16 protein-coding genes are annotated in these 18,059 nt (G+C 62.5%); 2 read left to right on the top strand and 14 right to left on the bottom strand.

All coding sequences use genetic code 11. The annotated features are described in order from the left end of the window. Window positions 1-116: 116 nt before the first annotated feature. A complete protein-coding gene (malQ, locus tag HP556_RS13000) occupies window positions 117-2,069 on the top strand; it encodes a 4-alpha-glucanotransferase (RefSeq protein WP_175367271.1) in 1,953 nt (650 codons plus the stop codon). A 24-nt stretch (window positions 2,070-2,093) separates the two neighbouring features. Then, entirely contained in the window at window positions 2,094-3,893 is a 1,800-nt protein-coding gene (locus HP556_RS12995) for a glycoside hydrolase family 15 protein (RefSeq protein ID WP_175367270.1), read from the top strand. Window positions 3,894-3,959: 66 nt separating this feature from the next. On the opposite strand, the gene HP556_RS12990 is transcribed toward HP556_RS12995, so the two are convergent. The 14 genes from HP556_RS12990 to pqqB all read right to left on the bottom strand — a co-directional run bounded on the left by HP556_RS12990 (window position 3,960) and on the right by pqqB (window position 18,006). Next, window positions 3,960-4,772 carry an HAD family hydrolase gene (locus tag HP556_RS12990; protein WP_175367269.1) on the bottom strand — a complete coding sequence of 271 codons (813 nt, stop codon included), beginning with the start codon at window positions 4,770-4,772 and terminating at the stop codon, window positions 3,960-3,962. Between the two features lie 11 nt (window positions 4,773-4,783). Beyond that, the gene (locus tag HP556_RS12985; RefSeq protein ID WP_175367305.1) at window positions 4,784-5,263 is read right to left on the bottom strand and encodes a gluconokinase; all 480 of its coding nucleotides are present in this window, start codon (window positions 5,261-5,263) and stop codon (window positions 4,784-4,786) included. A gap of 55 nt (window positions 5,264-5,318) precedes the next feature. Continuing rightward, a complete protein-coding gene (gene pgl, locus HP556_RS12980) occupies window positions 5,319-6,059 on the bottom strand; it encodes a 6-phosphogluconolactonase (protein ID WP_175367268.1) in 741 nt (246 codons plus the stop codon). Window positions 6,060-6,063: 4 nt separating this feature from the next. After that, entirely contained in the window at window positions 6,064-7,590 is a 1,527-nt protein-coding gene (gene zwf, locus HP556_RS12975; RefSeq protein ID WP_175367267.1) for a glucose-6-phosphate dehydrogenase, read from the bottom strand. Window positions 7,591-7,595: 5 nt separating this feature from the next. Further along, window positions 7,596-8,624 carry a phosphogluconate dehydrogenase (NAD(+)-dependent, decarboxylating) gene (gnd, locus tag HP556_RS12970; RefSeq protein ID WP_175367266.1) on the bottom strand — a complete coding sequence of 343 codons (1,029 nt, stop codon included), beginning with the start codon at window positions 8,622-8,624 and terminating at the stop codon, window positions 7,596-7,598. 64 nt (window positions 8,625-8,688) lie between these two features. Continuing rightward, window positions 8,689-11,541 (bottom strand): bifunctional transaldolase/phosoglucose isomerase, encoded by a 2,853-nt coding sequence (locus HP556_RS12965; protein WP_175367265.1) that lies wholly within the window; start codon window positions 11,539-11,541, stop codon window positions 8,689-8,691. 342 nt (window positions 11,542-11,883) lie between these two features. After that, window positions 11,884-12,336 carry a DsrE family protein gene (locus HP556_RS12960; protein ID WP_175367264.1) on the bottom strand — a complete coding sequence of 151 codons (453 nt, stop codon included), beginning with the start codon at window positions 12,334-12,336 and terminating at the stop codon, window positions 11,884-11,886. A 29-nt stretch (window positions 12,337-12,365) separates the two neighbouring features. Then, window positions 12,366-12,998 (bottom strand): hypothetical protein, encoded by a 633-nt coding sequence (locus HP556_RS12955; RefSeq protein ID WP_175367263.1) that lies wholly within the window; start codon window positions 12,996-12,998, stop codon window positions 12,366-12,368. Window positions 12,999-13,085: 87 nt separating this feature from the next. Beyond that, on the bottom strand, window positions 13,086-13,754 hold the full coding sequence (locus HP556_RS12950) for a DUF4286 family protein (protein WP_175367262.1): 669 nt from the start codon (window positions 13,752-13,754) through the stop codon (window positions 13,086-13,088). 10 nt (window positions 13,755-13,764) lie between these two features. Continuing rightward, on the bottom strand, window positions 13,765-14,742 hold the full coding sequence (gene pip / locus HP556_RS12945) for a prolyl aminopeptidase (protein ID WP_175367261.1): 978 nt from the start codon (window positions 14,740-14,742) through the stop codon (window positions 13,765-13,767). Further along, window positions 14,732-15,946 carry a pyrroloquinoline quinone biosynthesis protein PqqE gene (gene pqqE, locus HP556_RS12940; RefSeq protein ID WP_175367260.1) on the bottom strand — a complete coding sequence of 405 codons (1,215 nt, stop codon included), beginning with the start codon at window positions 15,944-15,946 and terminating at the stop codon, window positions 14,732-14,734. The genes pip and pqqE overlap by 11 nt, the downstream gene beginning before the upstream one ends. Next, complete coding sequence (gene pqqD, locus HP556_RS12935) at window positions 15,943-16,263, bottom strand: pyrroloquinoline quinone biosynthesis peptide chaperone PqqD (protein WP_175367259.1); 321 nt, start codon at window positions 16,261-16,263, stop codon at window positions 15,943-15,945. The genes pqqE and pqqD overlap by 4 nt, the downstream gene beginning before the upstream one ends. Window positions 16,264-16,273: 10 nt before the next feature. Next, window positions 16,274-17,044 carry a pyrroloquinoline-quinone synthase PqqC gene (pqqC, locus tag HP556_RS12930; protein ID WP_420878663.1) on the bottom strand — a complete coding sequence of 257 codons (771 nt, stop codon included), beginning with the start codon at window positions 17,042-17,044 and terminating at the stop codon, window positions 16,274-16,276. A gap of 32 nt (window positions 17,045-17,076) precedes the next feature. Then, window positions 17,077-18,006 (bottom strand): pyrroloquinoline quinone biosynthesis protein PqqB, encoded by a 930-nt coding sequence (pqqB, locus tag HP556_RS12925; RefSeq protein WP_175367304.1) that lies wholly within the window; start codon window positions 18,004-18,006, stop codon window positions 17,077-17,079. Between the last annotated feature and the right edge of the window lie 53 nt (window positions 18,007-18,059).

Raw genomic sequence — 18,059 nt, 5'->3', positions numbered from 1 at the left:
GTTTGGTTCCCCATGGAACTCAGCTTAGATCGACGCGTTGAAATCGGCTATCCTCTTCCGCAAATTCAGAAATTTCCCAGCAACTTTCGATTGTTGCTCTGCAAACAGCGTGCCGAATGGACCTTTTCACCAAAGCTGCCGAACTCGGAATCCAGACCGGTTTTCACGACGGTCAGGGCCAGTGGCACACCACGGGCGAAGCCGCCCTTAAGCTCATTCTGGACGCCATGCCGGTGCGCACGCCGCATCGCTTCGTGGCGAGTCCGGTCGTGGTGCGGGCCGGCGAGGGTGCCCGCACGGTCCTCAATGAGGCTGCCACGTTTCCCCTGAGCTGGAAAATTCTCGACGGGGTTAAGGTTATCGCCGAGGGAACGACGGAGGGGCGCGAGATCACCTGGCCGCGCGACCTGCCGGTCGGCGTGCACCGGCTCAGGCTGGTCGACGCCAAGAAATTCCCCGACGAGGCGCCGTTCATCGTCGCGCCGTCCAAGGCATTTCCCGGCACCTTCGATCGGTCCTGGATTCTCGCCGTACAGCTCTATGGCGTGCGCTCCGAGCGCAACTGGGGCATCGGCGACTTCACCGATCTGCAGGACCTGATCAGACTGGCGGCCTCGATCGGCGCCGGCGGTGTCGGGCTCAATCCGCTGCATGCGCTGTTCGACGACCGGCCGGCCGAATGCAGCCCGTATTCGCCGAACAGCCGGCTGTTTCTCAATCCGCTTTATATCGACGTCGAGGCGCTGCCCGAATACGCGGCCAACGACAGCGGCGATATGCTGGCTACTATGCGCGCGAGCCAATTCGTCGACTATGCGGATATCGCGGCCGCCAAGGCGAAGGCGATGCGCGCGGCCTTCGAGGCTTTCTATGCCGATCCGACATCCGAGCGTCAGAAGGCCTTCGCCGCATTCCGCGCCGAACGTGCGCCGCTGCTGACGCGCTTTGCCTGTTTCGAGGTGCTGCGGCATCAGCAGCAGACCGCGTGGTGGGACTGGCCGTCGGAATGGCTGCTGCCCGATGACGCGACCTGTGACGCCTTCCGCGCCGGACCGGACGGCAAGGAAGTCGCTTATATCGAATATGTGCAGTGGAATGCCGACCTGCAGCTCAAGGCGTGTTTCGATCTGACGACGAAGCTCGGCATGCCCGTCGGCCTCTATCTCGACGTCGCCGTCGGCGTACAGTCCGGCGGCTTCGATGCCTGGAATGAGCAGATCGCGATTTCGCGTCATCTGTCCGTCGGCGCGCCGCCCGATGCGCTGCAGCCCGCCGGACAGAACTGGGGTCTCGCCGGCTTCAATGCGGCGGGGCTGGAAGTGCAGGGCTTCGCGCCGTTCAAGGACATGCTGCGTGCCTCGATGCGCTATGCGGGCGCGGTTCGCCTCGATCATGTGCTCGGCCTCAATCGCCTCTATGTCGTGCCGCATGGCTATGACGCTGACAACGGCGCCTATGTGAAGATGCCGCTGGAAGCACTGTTGGCCGTGACGGCGCAGGAGAGCGTCGCCAATCGCTGTGTGGTGATCGGTGAGGACCTCGGTACCGTGCCGGACGGCTTCCGCGATCATCTCGCGTCCTGGGGCATCTGGTCGTATCTGGTGATGATGTTCGAGCGTGATGAACGCTATGCCTTCCGCGGTATCGACTATTACGCACCGAATGCGCTGGTGACCTTCAATACCCATGATCTGCCGACCTATGCCGGCTGGCGCAGCCTGCACGATCTGCAGCTGAAGCGCTCGCTGGGCATCGATCCCGGCGAGAGCGACGATGCCCGCCGTTACGCGCTGCAGATGCTCAGCGAGGCGCTGCGAGCCCAGGGCATCAATACCGAAGACTTCTACGCCGTCGCTCACTTTCTCGCGCGCACGCGGACCCGTTTGCTGGCCGTCGCGTTGGAAGACCTGTTGGGTGTGATCGATCAGCCGAATATTCCCGGCACCATCAATGAGCATCCGAACTGGCGGCAGCGGCTGTCGGCCACGGTGGAGACGATGGCCACGTCGATCGATCGTGACGCGCTGCACATTGCAACCGCGGACAGGAGTTTGTCCGCATTGACGTAAATTTTGTCAGGTGGCGGAAAGACTTTGTACAGCAATATCGAAGATTACGCGCTGATCGGCGATTGTGAGACCGCCGCTCTCGTCAACCGCAACGGATCGATCGACTGGCTGTGCTGGCCGGCCTTCGATTCTGACGCATGCTTTACCGCGCTGCTCGGCACCAAGGATCATGGCCGCTGGCAAATCACGCCCGATGCTCCGATCACGGCATGCAAACGGCGCTATCGCGGCGACTCCCTCATTCTGGAAACCACGCTGGAGACGGACGACGGCGCCATCACGCTGATCGACTTCATGCCGCCGCGCGGCGCTGCCTCTGATGTGGTGCGCATTGTCCGCGGCGATCGCGGCACGGTGACGGTCCGGATGGAGCTGATCATCCGCTTCGGATTCGGCGCGGCCATCCCCTGGGTGAAGCGCGACAAGGACGGCGGAGTGCTGGCGATTTGCGGGCCCGACATGACCGTGCTGCACACGCCCGTCGAGACCCATGGCGAGAACCTCACGACCGTCGCGAAATTCGAAGTCAAACAGGGCGACAGCGTCCCGTTCGTGCTGACCTATGGGCCTTCGCATCTCAAAGTGCCAGCGCCGATCAATGTCGACGAGGCGCTGAAGGACACCGAGGAATTCTGGAAGGAATGGAGCAGCCGCTGCACCTATAAAGGCGAGCACCGCGATCTCGTGATGCGCTCGCTGATTACGCTGAAGGCGCTGATCTATGCACCTTCAGGCGGCATCGTCGCGGCGCCGACCACGTCGCTGCCCGAAAAGCTCGGCGGCTCCAGAAACTGGGACTATCGCTTCTGCTGGCTGCGCGATGCGACCTTCACGCTGCTGGTGCTGATGAACAGCGGCTACACGGATGAGGCGCGCGCCTGGTATCGCTGGCTGCTGCGCGCTGTCGCCGGCGCACCGGCCGAGATGCAGATCATGTATGGCATCATGGGCCAGCGCCGCTTGCTCGAATGGGAGGCCGACTGGCTGCCCGGCTATGGCGGCGCGCTGCCGGTGCGCGTCGGCAATGCCGCCCATGCGCAATTGCAGCTCGACGTCTATGGCGAGTTGATTGATGCCTTCCACCAGACCCGCGTTGCTAAACTCGATCTCGAGGATGGCACCTGGGCGGTGGAATGCGAGATCCTCGAACATCTCGCTTCGGTCTGGAATAAGCCCGATCACGGCATCTGGGAGCGCCGCGGTCCCGGCAAGCACTATGTGCTGTCGAAAGTCGGCTGCTGGGTTGCGTTCGACCGCGCCATCAAGAGCGCCGAGACCTTCAATCTCAAAGGCCCTGTCGACCAGTGGAAGGAGCTGCGCAAGGAGATTCACCGCGACGTCTGCGAGAAGGGGTTTGATCCCCGCGAAAACACCTTCGTGGAATCCTACGGTTCGGACGTGCTCGACGGCGCCATCCTGCTGCTGCCGGCCCTGGGTTTTCTTCCGGCCGACGATCCTCGCGTGAAAGGCACGATCGCTGCGGTCGAGAAATATCTGATACGTGACGGCTTCGTGCTGCGCCACGATCCGCGCGAGGTCACCGGCGAGGTGCAGCCCGCCGAGGGTGCGTTCCTCGCCTGCAGCCTGTGGCTGGCCGAGGCCTATATCAAGATGGGTGAGATCGCCAAGGCGGAAGAACTGTTTAATCGCGTCGTTGCGATCGCCAATGATGTCGGTCTGCTGGCGGAGGAATATGACAGCGGCGTCAAACGCCAGACCGGCAACTTCCCGCAGGCGCTGACCCATATTGCGTTGATCGCCGTGGCGCATAATCTGGCGAGCGCCAAGCGTCCGCAGGAGAAGAAGGTGGAGCGGGCGAAGTAGTTCTTCCTTTTCCCTCCCGCGCGGCTACGCCGCTTGGGGGAGGGAAGCCACGGGTGCCAGAGCGCCTCAGCGCCCCGCATTCCTTTTCAAAATCATCTCCACCGCTCCCGCAAAGCCTTCCTCTTCATTCGACGATGTCACATCCGTTGCCTGCGATTTCACGTCGTCGCTCGCATTGCCCATCGCCACCGACATGCCTGACACCTTGAACATCGGCAGGTCGTTGCGCATGTCGCCGATGGTGGCGATGGCCTCAAGGGAGATGCCGAGGCGCTGCGCCATCGCCTGCACAAAGGTGCCTTTGTTCTGGTTGGGCGGCGTGATGTCGAGATAGTAGTTCTGCGAGCGCACGGCGACAGCTGTATCGCCCAGCGCCTTCTGCATCGCGCCCTCACAGCGCTCCAGCAACGGAAAGTCCGCGCTGGCGCCGACGATCTTGCAGGCCTTGGCAAGATAGGGCGTGAAGTCATCCACCATCACGGCCTCATGCTGGATGGTGTCGCGCTCATGCGGCACATATTTGCCGTCGTCGCGCTTGACCACCCATTCATCATTGGTGAAAATCCAGATATCGACGCCGTGGTCTTCCAGTACTTCGATGGCGCGCTTGGTGGCGGATTCCGGGATCAGGTGCTGCATGATCGGCTTCAGGTCGCCGTCCACCATGGAGCTGCCGTTGAACGGGCCGATCGGCAGCGTGATCCCCAGTGGCTTGACCAGGAAGCGCATGCCGACGGGCGGGCGGCTCGACGTGATGGTGAAGCCGATGCCGGCGTCTTCCAGTTTCTTCACGGCCGCCTTGGCCGTGTCGGTGAGGCGTTTGTCGTGGGTGACGAGCGTACCGTCGACGTCGGACACCACGAGAGCAATCTTGGTCATGGTCTGATCCTTCAGGCCGGCAGTTGTTTGATGATGGCGGAGACGATGCCGTCGACATCGTCGTCGATGGATACTGTGATCGGGCGTTCGTCTGGGCCAGGGATTTCGAGCGTCTTGAACTGACTGTCGAGCAGCGTCGGCGGCATGAAATGATTCTTCCGCGCCGCCATGCGCTTGGCGATTAGCTCCCTGGAGCCGTCGAGATAGACGATGCGAATGTCGTCGCGGCCGTGCAATAGCAGATCGCGATAGGCGCGCTTGAGCGCAGAACAGGCGACGACAAGCTTTTGGCCATCGGCGGTGACGCGGTCGATCTCGTCGGCAATGGCCTGCAGCCAGGGCCAGCGATCGTCGTCGGTGAGTGGCTGGCCCGCGCGCTGCTTCTCGATATTTGCCTTCGGGTGAAAATCGTCGCCATCGGCGAAACGCCAGCCGAGGCGTTCAGCAAGCGTCTTCGCGATCGTGCTCTTGCCTGAGCTGGAGACGCCCATCACCACCAGAGCCTTGGGTGCCAGGATCTTGGGTGCCAGAGTCTTGGGCGCGGTGTCAGCCACGCGCGTCGTCCGGCAGGGCGGCCTTGTCGCACAGCCATACGGTTTCGCCGTCCGACCGCGCGCGATTGGCTGGCAGATCCTCGCCCTTCAGCACGCGCGTCAGGATTGCGCGCTTGTCCTCGCCGCTCATCAGGAACAGCATCTCTCGGCATGAGGCCAGGGCCGGCAGCGTCAGGCTGACGCGCGGCACGAACGGCTTTACATGCGCTTCGGGCACGCCGACTACCCAGCGGTCCTTGATCTCGATGCCGGGATATCCGGGAAACAGCGACGCCACGTGGCCATCGGGGCCGACGCCGAGCAATACGAGATCGAACAGCGGTTTGGCTTTATCGAGCTTGTGGGTGCCGTAGAAGGACTGCAGTTCGCGCGCATAGAGCGCCGCCGCGTCATCCGGATTCGCCGCATCGGTCTTGATCGGGTGCACATTCGCAAGTGGCGCGCATGCATCCAGAAACGCAGTTCGCGCCATACTCATGTTGTTGAGCGGGTCGCTTGAAGAAACGAAGCGGTCGTCGCCGATGAACCAGTGTACGCGATCCCAGGGGATTTCGCTGCGATAGGGTTCGGTGGCGAGTAATTCATAGAGCCGCTTCGGGCTCGATCCGCCAGTCATGCAGATGGCGATGCGACCGGGATTGGCCTCGATGCGCTCGATCAGCCGGTCGGCTGCGGCCTCGGCGAGAGCCACTGCATCCTCGACCACGACGATATGGCGATTGGGCGCTGTCATGGCGTCAGCTCAGCACGCGCCAGCTACGACCATCGCGCTTGAGCAGGTCGTTGGCTTCCTCGGGACCTTCGCTGCCGGCGTTGTAGGTCTTGAGCCCATCCTTGCCGGCCTTCTTCCAGGCATCGAGGAACGGCTGTACGGCACGCCAGCCGGCTTCCACGCTGTCGGCCCGCTGGAACAGGATGTTGTCGCCGATCATGCAGTCATAGATCAGCGTCTCGTAGCCTGTCGCCGGCGCGGCCTGGAAGTAATCCTTGTAGCGGAACTTCATCTCGACGCCGTCGATCTCCACCGCAGGGCCGGGCACCTTGGTGTTGAACTTCAGCGAGATGCCTTCATTCGGCTCCACCGCGATAACGAGAAAGTTCTCGGCGAGGCTTTCCACCGACATGTCACGGAACATGGCGAAGGGCGCTTGCTTGAACTTGATCGCCACTTCGGTGCGTTTGATACCAAGTGCCTTGCCGGTGCGCAGATAAAAGGGAACGCCGGCCCAGCGCCAGTTGTCGATCGACAGCTTCATCGCTGCATAGGTCTCGGTGGTGCTGCCATCCTTGACGTCTTTGGTCTTCAGATAGTCACCAATGTCGGTATCGCCCACATGGCCGGCGACATATTGCGCGCGAACCGAATTCTGCAGTGCTTCGGCCTCGGTCTGCGTGGTGACGGCGGCGAGCACTTCGGCCTTCTCGGAGCGAACCGCATTAGCCTCGAACCGCGCGGGCGGCTCCATGGCCACCAGCGACAGCAGCTGGAACAGATGGTTCGGCACCATGTCGCGTAGCGCGCCGGTGGCGTCATAGAACGAGCCGCGATGGCCGACGCCGAGTTTCTCGTCCACGGTAATCTGCACGTGATCGATATGGTTGCGATTCCAGATCGGCTCGAACATGCCATTGGCAAAGCGCAGCACCAGGATATTCTGCACCGTCTCCTTGCCGAGATAGTGATCGATCCGGTAGATCTGCTGCTCGTTCATCAGGCCGAGCAGTTCATTGTTCAGCTTCTTCGCTGATTCAAGGTCCGTGCCGAACGGCTTCTCGACCACGAGGCGACGCCACGAGCCGTTTTCCTTCAGCATGCCGGTGCGGCCGAGCTGACGCGCGATCGGCGCGAAGGCCGACGGCGGCGTTGCCAGATAGAATAGGCGATTGCCCCCGGTGCCGCGTGCTTCCTCGAGTTTGTCGAGCTGGTCGCGCATGCGATCGAAGGATTCCGGCTCGCTCGGATCGGCTTCGATACAGGTGACGCAATTGAGCAGCTTCTGCGCGATGGCGTCGTCAACCGGGCGCGTCGCATATTGCTTCAGGCCCTTCATCAGGTCGTCGCGGAGTTCCGCGCCGGTCATGTCCTTGCGGGCGATGCCGACGACGCAGAATTTCTCCGGCAGAAGATCGGCCGCCTGCAGGTTATAAAGCGCCGCGATGACCAGCCGGTGGGCGAGATCGCCGGTGACGCCGAAGATCACGAATGCGCAAGGGTCTGGCTTCTTCTTGGATTTGACAGGGCCTGGAGCTTGTATCTCGGTCATGCGGGCTACGCCTTTGGCTTGATGATATCAGGCGCGTCCTGCCGTTTTGGATCCGGATGCTGATCGGGCTCTTTGTGGCCGCCGAAACCGGCGCGCATCGCGGATAGAATCTTCTCTGCAAATGTGTGCTCCTTGCGCGAACGGAACCGCGCAAACAGCGCCGCCGTTAGCACTTCGGCGGGAACTGCCTCGTCGATGGCGGCATTCACCGTCCAGCGGCCTTCGCCAGAATCCTCGACGAAGCCTGAGTAAGTATCAAGCGTCTCGTTCTTGGCGAGCGCGGAGGAGGTAAGGTCGAGCAGCCATGACGGGATCACGCTGCCGCGGCGCCACACTTCGGCGATGTCAGGCAAATTCAAATCGAAGCGATGCGCCTCCGGGAGCGCCTCGATATTGGCGTTCTTCATGATGTCGAAGCCTTCGGCATAGGCCTGCATCAGTCCGTATTCGATGCCATTATGGACCATCTTGACGAAGTGCCCGGCGCCGACCGGGCCGGCATGGATATAGCCATTCTCGATGCGCGGATCGCTGTTGTCGCGGCCCGGCGTACGCGGAATGTCGCCGATCCCCGGGGCCAGTGTCTTGAAGATCGGATCGAGCCGATCGACGACGCTCTTTTCACCGCCGATCATCATGCAGTAGCCGCGATCGATGCCCCAGACGCCGCCGGACGTGCCGACGTCGATATAGAACAGGCCCTTTTCCTTCAGCGCCTTGCCGCGGCGGACGTCGTCCTGCCAGAAGGTGTTGCCGCCATCGATAACGGTGTCGCCCGGCTCCAGCAGCCTGGTCAGCGCGTCGATGGTGGTTTCGGTGATCTTGCCGGCGGGCAGCATCACCCAGACCGCGCGGGGCTTGTCGAGCTTCTTGACGAAATCTTCGAGCGACGATCCGCCGGTGGCACCTTCGGAGGCGAGGCCGCTGACGGCCTTGGCGTCCTTGTCATAGACGACCGCGGTGTGACCGTTCTTCATCAGGCGGCGGACAATATTTCCGCCCATTCGGCCGAGACCGATCATGCCGAGCTGCATTGTGTGATGTCCTTTATTGATTGCGCATGACCCGAAGCAATGTCCGGGCCATGCGGATCGTCGTTTAGTTCAATGCGGCAGTCATCGCCTTGTCGAGAACAGCAAGTCCGGCCTTGAGATCGCCCTTGAGATGGATGCGCAAAGCGCGACGATTGCGATCCGTGAGTACGCCGAAGTCACCACGCGCCTGTGCCGCCTTGATGACACCGAACGACGCCCGGTAATCCGGGATGGCGAGATCCTTGGCATCGTCCGCGGTGATCTGCAGGAAGACACCGGTATCCGGCCCGCCTTTATAGGCCTGACCCGTCGAGTGCAGGAAGCGGGGGCCGAATTCGGCGCAGGTCGCGACCTTCTTCTTGTCGCGCACCGCCATCCGCATCTGCTGCAGCGTGTCGATATGCGCGCTATCGCGTTCGACATAGGCCAGCAGGGCCACGTAATCGCCGGGCGTGACGCGGCGGAAATGCGCCTTCAGCCACGAGGTCAGATCGCCATTGGCGCCGGCCTTCTTCAGCAGTTCGGCATTGCTATCGTCGGTATAGAGATCGGCTTCCTTTGACGACACCACCGGCGTCTCCGGCGGCAGCGCGCCGGTCTTCTCGAAGGCTTCCGTCAGCTCGCGCGTCTTGATCTTGGCGGCTTCCACATCTGGCTGGTTGAACGGGTTAATGCCCAGAATCGATCCCGCGACGGCTGTCGCGATTTCGAAGCGGAAGAATTCCTGGCCGAGATGATCGATGGACGGCATCACGATGCGCGCGACGGGATGGCCCGCCTTCTCCAGCGCGGCCAGTCTGTCGTCATGTCCCTTGTCGTCTTCGCCTGATGTGCGCAGATCGATAAAGAAGCGATCGGTGCCATAGACGGAGGGCTCGCCCAGCGTCTCGCCATCGATCGGGATCAGGCCCTTGCCATCCTTGCCGGTGGATTCGGCGATGAGCTGTTCGGCCCATGCGCCGAAATCGGCGATTTTCTTCGAGGACAAGATCGTGACCTTGTCGCGGCCGTCGAGCCCGGCATTGCCCATGGCAAGGCCGAGCTGGACGCCGGGATTTTCAGCGGGTGGCACGTCCGGTCCGCAGGAGCGGACCATCGACAGCGTGAGGTCGAGCAGTTTGGTGAGATCGACGCCCGCGGCAGCCGCCGGCACCAGGCCGAACGGCGACAGCACCGAATAGCGCCCGCCGATGGTGGGATCGCCATGGAAGATGCGTGCAAACTTTTGGGTCTTCGCGACCTTCTCCAGCGATGAGCCGGGATCGGTGACGGCGACGAAGTGCGATCCGGCCTTGTCGGCGCCGACCGCGTTGGTCACCTCGTCGAAGAAATAGTTCTTCATCACGTTCGGCTCGGTGGTGCCGCCGGACTTGCTGGAGACGATGAACAGCGTCTTGGCAATGGTCACTGCAGCGCCCATGGCGCGCACCTGTGCGGGATCGGTGGAATCCAGCACATGTAGTTTCGGGAATCCCGACACCTTGGCGAAGGTCTGCGCCAGCACTTCCGGCCCGAGGCTCGAGCCGCCCATGCCGAGCACCACCGCATCGGTGAATCCCTGCGCCTTCACCCAATTGGCGAAGTCGTTGTAGTCGGCGAGCTTGGCCTTCTCGGCAAAAGCGCTGTTCAGCCAGCCCAGCCACTTGTCTTCGTCCGCGCCGGTCCAGACCGATTTGTCCTTGTGCCAGAGCCGGCGGATCTTCGCAGACGCACGCCACTCTTCGGTGGAGGTTGCGACCTTCTTCGTGATGCCGTCGCCCAGCGCCAGCTTCTGCGCGCCGATGCCACCACCAAGCGATGTCGCGCGCTTGTGCGCCACCGCGCCGTACAGCTTGTCGGCGGCGTCAGCGAACAGTTTGACGCCGTCCTCGACGAGATGCGTCGTAATCGCATCGAGCGAAATGCCGGTCTTGGCGAGATCGGCGAGCACCTTCTTCGCATCCTTGACATTCTCTTCGAGGCTGTCGCGCACCTCGCCGTGGTCGCGGAACGCGTCCAGCGTGGCGGGCGGCACAGTGTTGACGGTGTTCTTCCCGATCAGCTCTTCCACATAGAGCGTGTCGCGATAGTCCTTGCTCTTCACGCCGGTGGAGGCCCAGAGCAGCCGCTGCGGCTTGGCGCCTTTGGCAGCCAGTTTCTCCCAACGCGGGCCGGCAAACAGTTTCAGATATTCCTGATAGGCGAGTTTGGCATTGGCGATGGCGACCTTGCCCTTGAGGTCCTTGAGCCGCGCCTTCTCGGATGGGTCATTGGCCTTGGCGATCTTGTCGTCGAGTTGCTTGTCGACCTGCGCGTCGATGCGGCTGACGAAGAAAGAGGCGACGCTGGCCACATGCGAGGGATCGCCGCCCCCGGCGACATACTTTTCGAGACCGTTGAGATAGGCCTCGGCGACCTCCACATAGGTCTTCTGCGCGAACAGCAGCGTCACATTGATGCTGATGCCTTCGCCGATCAGTTGCTGGATCGCGGGCAGCCCCTCCGGCGTTGCCGGCACCTTCACCATCAGGTTTGGGCGCTTGACGCTCGCCCACAGGCGCTCCGCCTCAGTGACCGTGCCCTTGGTGTCATTGGCGAGATAGGGCGAGACTTCCAGGCTGACGAAACCATCATCGCCCTTCATCTTGTCATAGACCGGCTTCAGCACATCGGCGGCGTGCTGGATGTCCTCGACGGCAATGTGCTCGAACAGGTCGGCAGGCGACTTGTCGCCGGACTTCAACGCCTCGGCAATCGGGGCATCATATTCGTCCGAACTTCCGATCGCCTTCTCGAAGATCGCCGGGTTCGACGTCACGCCCTTCACGGCGTCAGTGTCGATCAGCTTCTTGAGGTCGCCTTTGGCGACGAAGCCGCGGGCGAGGAAGTCCAGCCAGACGGCCTGACCGTGAGATTCGAGTGCTTTAACGGGATTCATGATGCCTTGTTCTGCTTACAATTATCAAAAGGCCGATCGCCGCGCGAAACGTTCCGCGGCCCAGTTCCAATGATCGCCCCAAACCCATACGCATGGCAAGCCGAACGGTTCCATTCAGGGCGCGGGAGCCGGATCGCAATTCCGTGTTCGCCAGATTGGCCCGGCGGCATGACAATTGTGCAAATTTTGTGCGTCGGTTTGACAGGCGCTCAAATCTCTCCACGTCATGGCCGGGCTTGACCCGGCCATCCAACTTCCGCCAGCGGACGTAAAAGATGGATGCCCGGGTCAAGCCCGGGCATGACGAGTTCTAATTTCCAACATACTCGTCCGAAGCGATGGCTAAGGCCGAATATACAGATAGCCCTGCGCCTGCAGCTCCGCGATCCGGACCACACCGCCGCGGTCGGCGATGGTGAAGCCCGGCAGCAGGCCGTCCAGCGTCACATCCTGCGCCTTCATGGTGTTGCTGCAGGCGGCCAGTTGCAGGCCTGCCTTGGTGAATTTGCCGACCCGCGCGGTAATGTCGGGATTGGTGGAAGCCCGGGCAAATGACTTCAGCGCCGGGCCGAGCACGACCAGTGCGATGGTAACGTTGTCGGGGCCGCCGACGCCGTCGAAGTGGTTCTGGATATTGCCGAGGGCGAAATTCACCCTGTCGGCATCGGCGAGGTGATAGACGACCTTGAGCTTGGCAGGTGGCTTTGCGTCAGTCGCTGCCGCGCTGGCCTGCGAGGCGACCAGTCCCGCGCCGATCGACGACAGAGCGGTCCACAATAGGCTGCGTCGATTCATGGCTCGCTCCGATTGGATGTCAATCACGCTCACTTGCTGCGCATCGCCGCGAGTTCCTTGCGGTCCGTGATCAACGACTCACACTCCTTCAGACTCGTGCGGTCGAGCCGGAAAATCTTGTCGTCTTCGCCGCCGGTGAGCGCGTCGGCGCCGGGTTCTTCATCGGGCTTGCTGTTCTGCCAGATGCGGACGCGCTCGACACGGACCAGCGTCGCGTCGATGTCTTTGGCCAGGCCGATCGCAATGCCGCCGCCATCGCAATCGACGCTGCACGCGAACTTCACCTCCTGGCCCTTGTCGGTGTCCTGGATCTGGCCGCAAGAACCGCTGGAATCCCAGTCGCCCTTGCGATGGCGATATTTGAAGCCGAGCCGGAACGAGTAGGGCGTGTAGCTTTCCTCGGGCGGATGCCCGGCGACGACCAGCAGCTTCATGGTGCTGACCTTCTGTTTGGGATGTCGCGCCAGATGCTCGGCGTCATAGCGCCGGACGAAACACGCATAGGTCAGCTTCGGACCCAGCGGGCCGGCAAACATGCGCTTGTTGAATTCGGCTGCCTTCACCGCATCGACCTTGACCGGCTCGTCCTCGGCGCGCGCCAGCGGCCCGCCGATGGTCAGAGTGGCGGTGAGAACCAGAAGGGACAGCACACGGATGGTCATCGACATCTCGCAAGGTGAGGCGGCCCGTTGCGGGCCAGTTCACCTTGGTCGCGTCAGCGGTACCATGCGTTCAATCAAGATTGCCGGTCAAAGATCGCTCTTCGCTAGATCCCACATCAGCCGGTAGGTCCCCTCGGAAATCAGCTCTGCCGAGGCCGCTGTGATAGCTGCATCGAAGCGGCCCTTCATGGTCGCAGCGACGGCGTCGACATCGGTGCCGTCGATCATCACATACCAGTCGCGCGCCGCAGGATTGGGCGCGGCAGGATCGTCGGTCAGCGGCTTCGAGAGGCGGGGATCGCTTTCCATCAGATGCATCGAAATGATGCCGTTGATATCGCCCGGATCGAGCTGCGCTTCGATGGCGCTGCGCAGTTTGTCAGCGCCTTCGGCGGGTGGCCGGATGCGCACCAGCCCGAGCGCCGCGCCGCGGCCCTGACCGCGGCTCACGGTGATCCGCGCCACCGAACGCAGCATGTTCTGGAAACGGCCGATATTGGTCAGCGACCACTTGGTCTGGTTCGCCAGCGCCGTGCGATAGGCATCACTGTCCAACACGTCGAATGCCGCGGTTGAATACAGGCCGAGATATTTCGGCCTGGCATTCACGGCCACATAGCGCCTCGCCTCATTGAAGCCCTCGATGGCGACGCGCTCGGCAAGATGCTCGCGGTCGTACCACGCGTTGAATTCCTGCTCATGGCTGGCGTCGATGTCCATCGACGTCATCAACATTCCCGTGCCTTTGATCGGCATTCCAGAAGTCCTATTTCAGTTTCGACGCGACATCGGCGATGGCCTTCATGACCGCATCGCGCATGCCGGGGTCATACAGGCTGTGACCGGCGCCTTCAACGATGCGTACCTCGGCATCGGTCCAGCGCCTGGCCAGGGCATGCGATGTCGCGGGCGGGCAGAGGAAGTCGTAACGGCCCTGAATGATGACGCCGGGAATGCCGGTGAGTCTGCCGGCGTCTTCCATGAGCTGCTGCGGCCGCATGAAGCAGTCATGCTGGAAGTAATGCGCTTCCATCGCCGGCGTGGCCGGCATCGGCCGCGTCTGGTTGCCAAGCTCGGCAAGGTCGAGCCGTGTGCGCTTCGGCGCGATTTCCGAGAGGATGGCTTCGGTGCCGCCCCAGGCGCGGATCGCCGGGACATGCACGGCCGGATCGGCATCGAGAATGCGGCGATAGAAGTTCGGCAGCGGATCGGCGCGCTCGGCTTCGGCAAGGGCGCTCAGAAAATCTCCATGCAGGCCGGGATAATGCCGCGGCAGCATGACGTTGAAGACATCGTGCAATTCTTCCCGCGTGCCGAGAAAGGTTGCGCGCAGCACGATGCCGGTCACGCGTTCGGGATGGGCCTGCGCATAGGCCAGCGCCAGCGTCGCGCCCCAGGAGCCGCCGACCACGAGCCATTTGTCGAAGCCGAATTGGGTGCGGATCGTTTCCATATCCGCGATCAGATGCGGCAGCGTGTTCGCCTCGCGCAGCCCTTTGGGCTTGCTGCGGCCGGCGCCGCGCTGATCGAACAACACGGTGTGAAAGCGCTGCGGATCGAACAGCCGGCGGTGATCGGGCTGGCAGCCGGAGCCGGGGCCGCCATGCAGATAGACCGCGGGAATGCCGTCGCTGCGGCCGACGCTCTCCACATGGATTGCGTGGCCGTCGCCGACATCGAAATGTTCCGAGGTCAGCGGCGCGAACAGGTCCGCATTCACCGGGGCGGGGACGTCAGCGGCCATGAACGTGGTCCGCGTCCGGCTCCAGCGTGCCGCCTTTGAAGTTGCGATAGATGAAGCGGTCGCGGCCCTCAGTGGATTCCGTCGCGGCCAGTTTGAAGATTTCGGCGTGAACAGGCGACAGCGTGCAGGCGGGGTCGGTATTGCCGGCGTCGCCGGTCAGCGCGAAGGCCTGGCAACGGCAGCCGCCGAAGTCGATCTCCTTGAATGCGCAGCTCTGGCACGGCTCGGGCATCCAGCCGGTGCCGCGATAGCGGTTGAAGGCTTCGGAATTCTGCCAGATCCAGGCGATCGAATGATTGGAGCGCACGGATTCGAATTCCATCCCGGTGATGGTCTCGGCGGCATGGCACGGCAGGATCTTGCCTGATGGAGAGATGTTGAAGAACTGCCGGCCCCAGCCGCCCATGCACTTCTTCGGCCGCAGCGCGTAATAGTCCGGCACGACATAGTCGATATCGAGAATGCCCTTCAGGCGCAGCTGCGCATCCTCGACGATGCGGCTGGTCTCGTCGATCTGATCGATGGTCGGCATCAGGGCGGCGCGGTTCTTCAGCGCCCAGCCGTAATACTGCACATTCGCGACCTCCAGCCGGTCGGCGTCGAGATCGACCGCCATCTGGATGATGTCGGCGAGCTGATGCAGGTTCTGCCGGTGCATCACCGCATTTACGGTCAGCGGCAGATCGAGCTCGCGCGTCCATCTGGCGACTTCGAGCTTCTTCGCGTGGCCATTGCGATAGCCGCCGACGCGGTCGGCAACCACGGGCTCATTGCCCTGGAAGCTGATCTGTACATGGCATAGCCCGGCATCGGCGAGCGCTGCGAGCTTGTCGCGCGTCAGCAGCACGGCCGAGGTGATGAGATTGGAATACAGGCCCACATCCGTCGCGTGCTGGACCAGCTCGACGATGTCCTTGCGCGCGGTCGGCTCGCCGCCGGAGAAGTGGATCTGCAGCACGCCGATTTCGGCGAGCTCGGACAGTACCTTCTTCCATTCGTCGGTGGTCAGCTCGGTGCTGCCGCGGTCGAGCTCCACGGGATTGGAGCAGTATGGACATTGCAGCGGGCAGCGATGGGTGAGTTCGGCCAGCACGGCAAGGGGAATGCCGAAGGTCTCAGCCGTCGAGCGCGTGCGCTCCATGATCGCGAGACTGTCGGCGGGATCGGTGAAGACCGGACTGGCGTCGGTGAGGGTGGGACTCATGCTGTCTTCTCCCGCGCTTGCGTGAGAAAGCCCTTGTCGGCGAGATCCTGCAGCATCGCGAGAACATCGGTGCCGATATCGTCGCGCGGCGCGGCATATTTGGCCACCAGGAGATCGATGATATCGGCCACGCTGCGTGCGCCGTCACAGAGTTGCAGGATTTCCACGGCGATATCGTCCGGCGCCAGCACACGCTCCGGCGCCAGGATCACCCAGCGCTGGCGCGTCTCGTCGAACTTCAGCCGGGCGTGGCGCGGCAAGATCGGCTTGCTGGCCTCGCTGACACTGATCCGACGATTGCTGCGCAACTCCGTCATCGTTGCCTTCTTACTTGGCCGGGACGAACGCGCCCGGCGGCACATGGCCATCGACATAGGCATGATACAGCGCATCGAGCTGCACCCACAACACATTGGTCTTGAAGATCAGTGCATTGCAAACCGCGCGGCGCTCGGCCGGGGTGTTGGCGTGCTGCTTGACGTAATCCAGCGCAAAGCCGGCATCGCGCGGCGCCTGGGTCAGGCGGCGGCTGAAATAGCTCATGATGTCCGGATTGACGAAATCATAATGCTTCAGCATGCCAGAGATGCGCTCTTCATGCAGGTTGGGGGCGAACAGTTCCGTCAGCGACGAGGCGATGGCCTCGAGCGGCGTCTTGTCACGCACGAAATGCACATAGGCCTCCACGGCGAAACGCGTCGCCGGTAAAATGCCTTCGGTGGATTCCACATAGGCTGAGTCGAGACCGAGCCCTTCGGTCAGCTTCAGCCAGCGCTCGATGCCGCCTTCGGCGCCGGTATCACCGTCGTGATCCTCGATGCGGTGCCGCCATTCCACGCGTGTCGCCCGGTCGCGGAAGCGCGAGATCACCACGGCGTCCTTGATGGGGATCGTGCTCTGATAATAGTAGCGGTTCAGCGCCCAGGCCTGCACCTGGCCCTTGTTGAGCTTGCCGCCGTGCAACAATTTATGAAACGGATGCAGGCTGTGATAGCGCGTCGCGCCGATATGGCGCAGCGTCTCTTCGAGTTGCGCGGCATTGTCCAGCGGCACGCCTGGCGAAATCGAATAGGCGGAAATGGCGTTGGCGCCGATCATGTTTGCACTTGTCATGGTAGCACCTGGGGCGTTCACAGCGTGATCTCCATGCCATTGCCGGGGATTTGCCAGCCGGCGGTGGTCAATGCGGCGCGCTCGGTGGAATCATGCAGCAGCGCCGGGTTCGAATTGTTGATGTGCAGAAAGAACTTTCTGGCGATGCCGGCATCGGCCAGTTCGCTGATCGCGCCATCCGTGCCGGACATCGACAGATGCCCCATGCTCTGGCCGGTCTTATGGCCCAATCCTGCGGCGATCAATTCGTCGTCGCGCCACACGGTGCCGTCGAAGAACACCAGCGGGGCGCCGGAGATGCGCGTCTTCAGTTCGGGCGTCACCCGCGCGCAGGCCGCAATGAAATAGAAATGCTTGCCGGTGGCCTTCTCGGCAATCCGCAGACCCAGCGTATCGCCGTCGCCATCCTCACCGGCCGGATGTGCCTGGCCTTCGAGATACCACGCGCTTTTGCCGGGCACGACGAAAGGCAGCACCTCCAGGCCGGACGGCGCGCCATCCTGCAGCTTCGGTTCGAAAGACGTATCAATCTCGATGGCGTCGCGGCGCACGTTCTTGTCCGAGAGCACGTTGAAAATGCTGTTGGCTTTCAGGATCGCCAGCACACGTGTGTGCGCATAGATTGTAAATGGCGAACCTTCCCGCATCGACAAGAGCCCGGCCACCGCATCGACCTCGCCATTGGTGAGGATCACGCCCGCGATCGGCGAGTGTCTGACATGATCGGGGTGGGGGTGAAGCTGGGGCGTATCGGTGACCTGTTGTCGCAGGTCGGGCGAGGCATTGATCAGGAACCAGTTGGCATTGTCGGCCGACACCGCGATCGAGGCCTGACCGCTCCGCAAGTCTGGCCGCTCATCGCGCGCCGCACGACAAATCCGGCATCCGCAATTCCATTGCGGAACACCGCCGCCGGCCGCGGCTCCAAGAACGACAACACGCAACATGAGATCGCCCTGAATCCCGGCCAACTCGCGTCTCGTAAAAAGACGCGGGGCGC

Source organism: Tardiphaga robiniae (assembly GCF_013359755.1).
Lineage (GTDB): Bacteria > Pseudomonadota > Alphaproteobacteria > Rhizobiales > Xanthobacteraceae > Tardiphaga > Tardiphaga robiniae.
The sequence above is the reverse complement of the archived record's forward strand: the minus strand, read 5'-3'. Positions and strand labels throughout refer to the sequence as shown.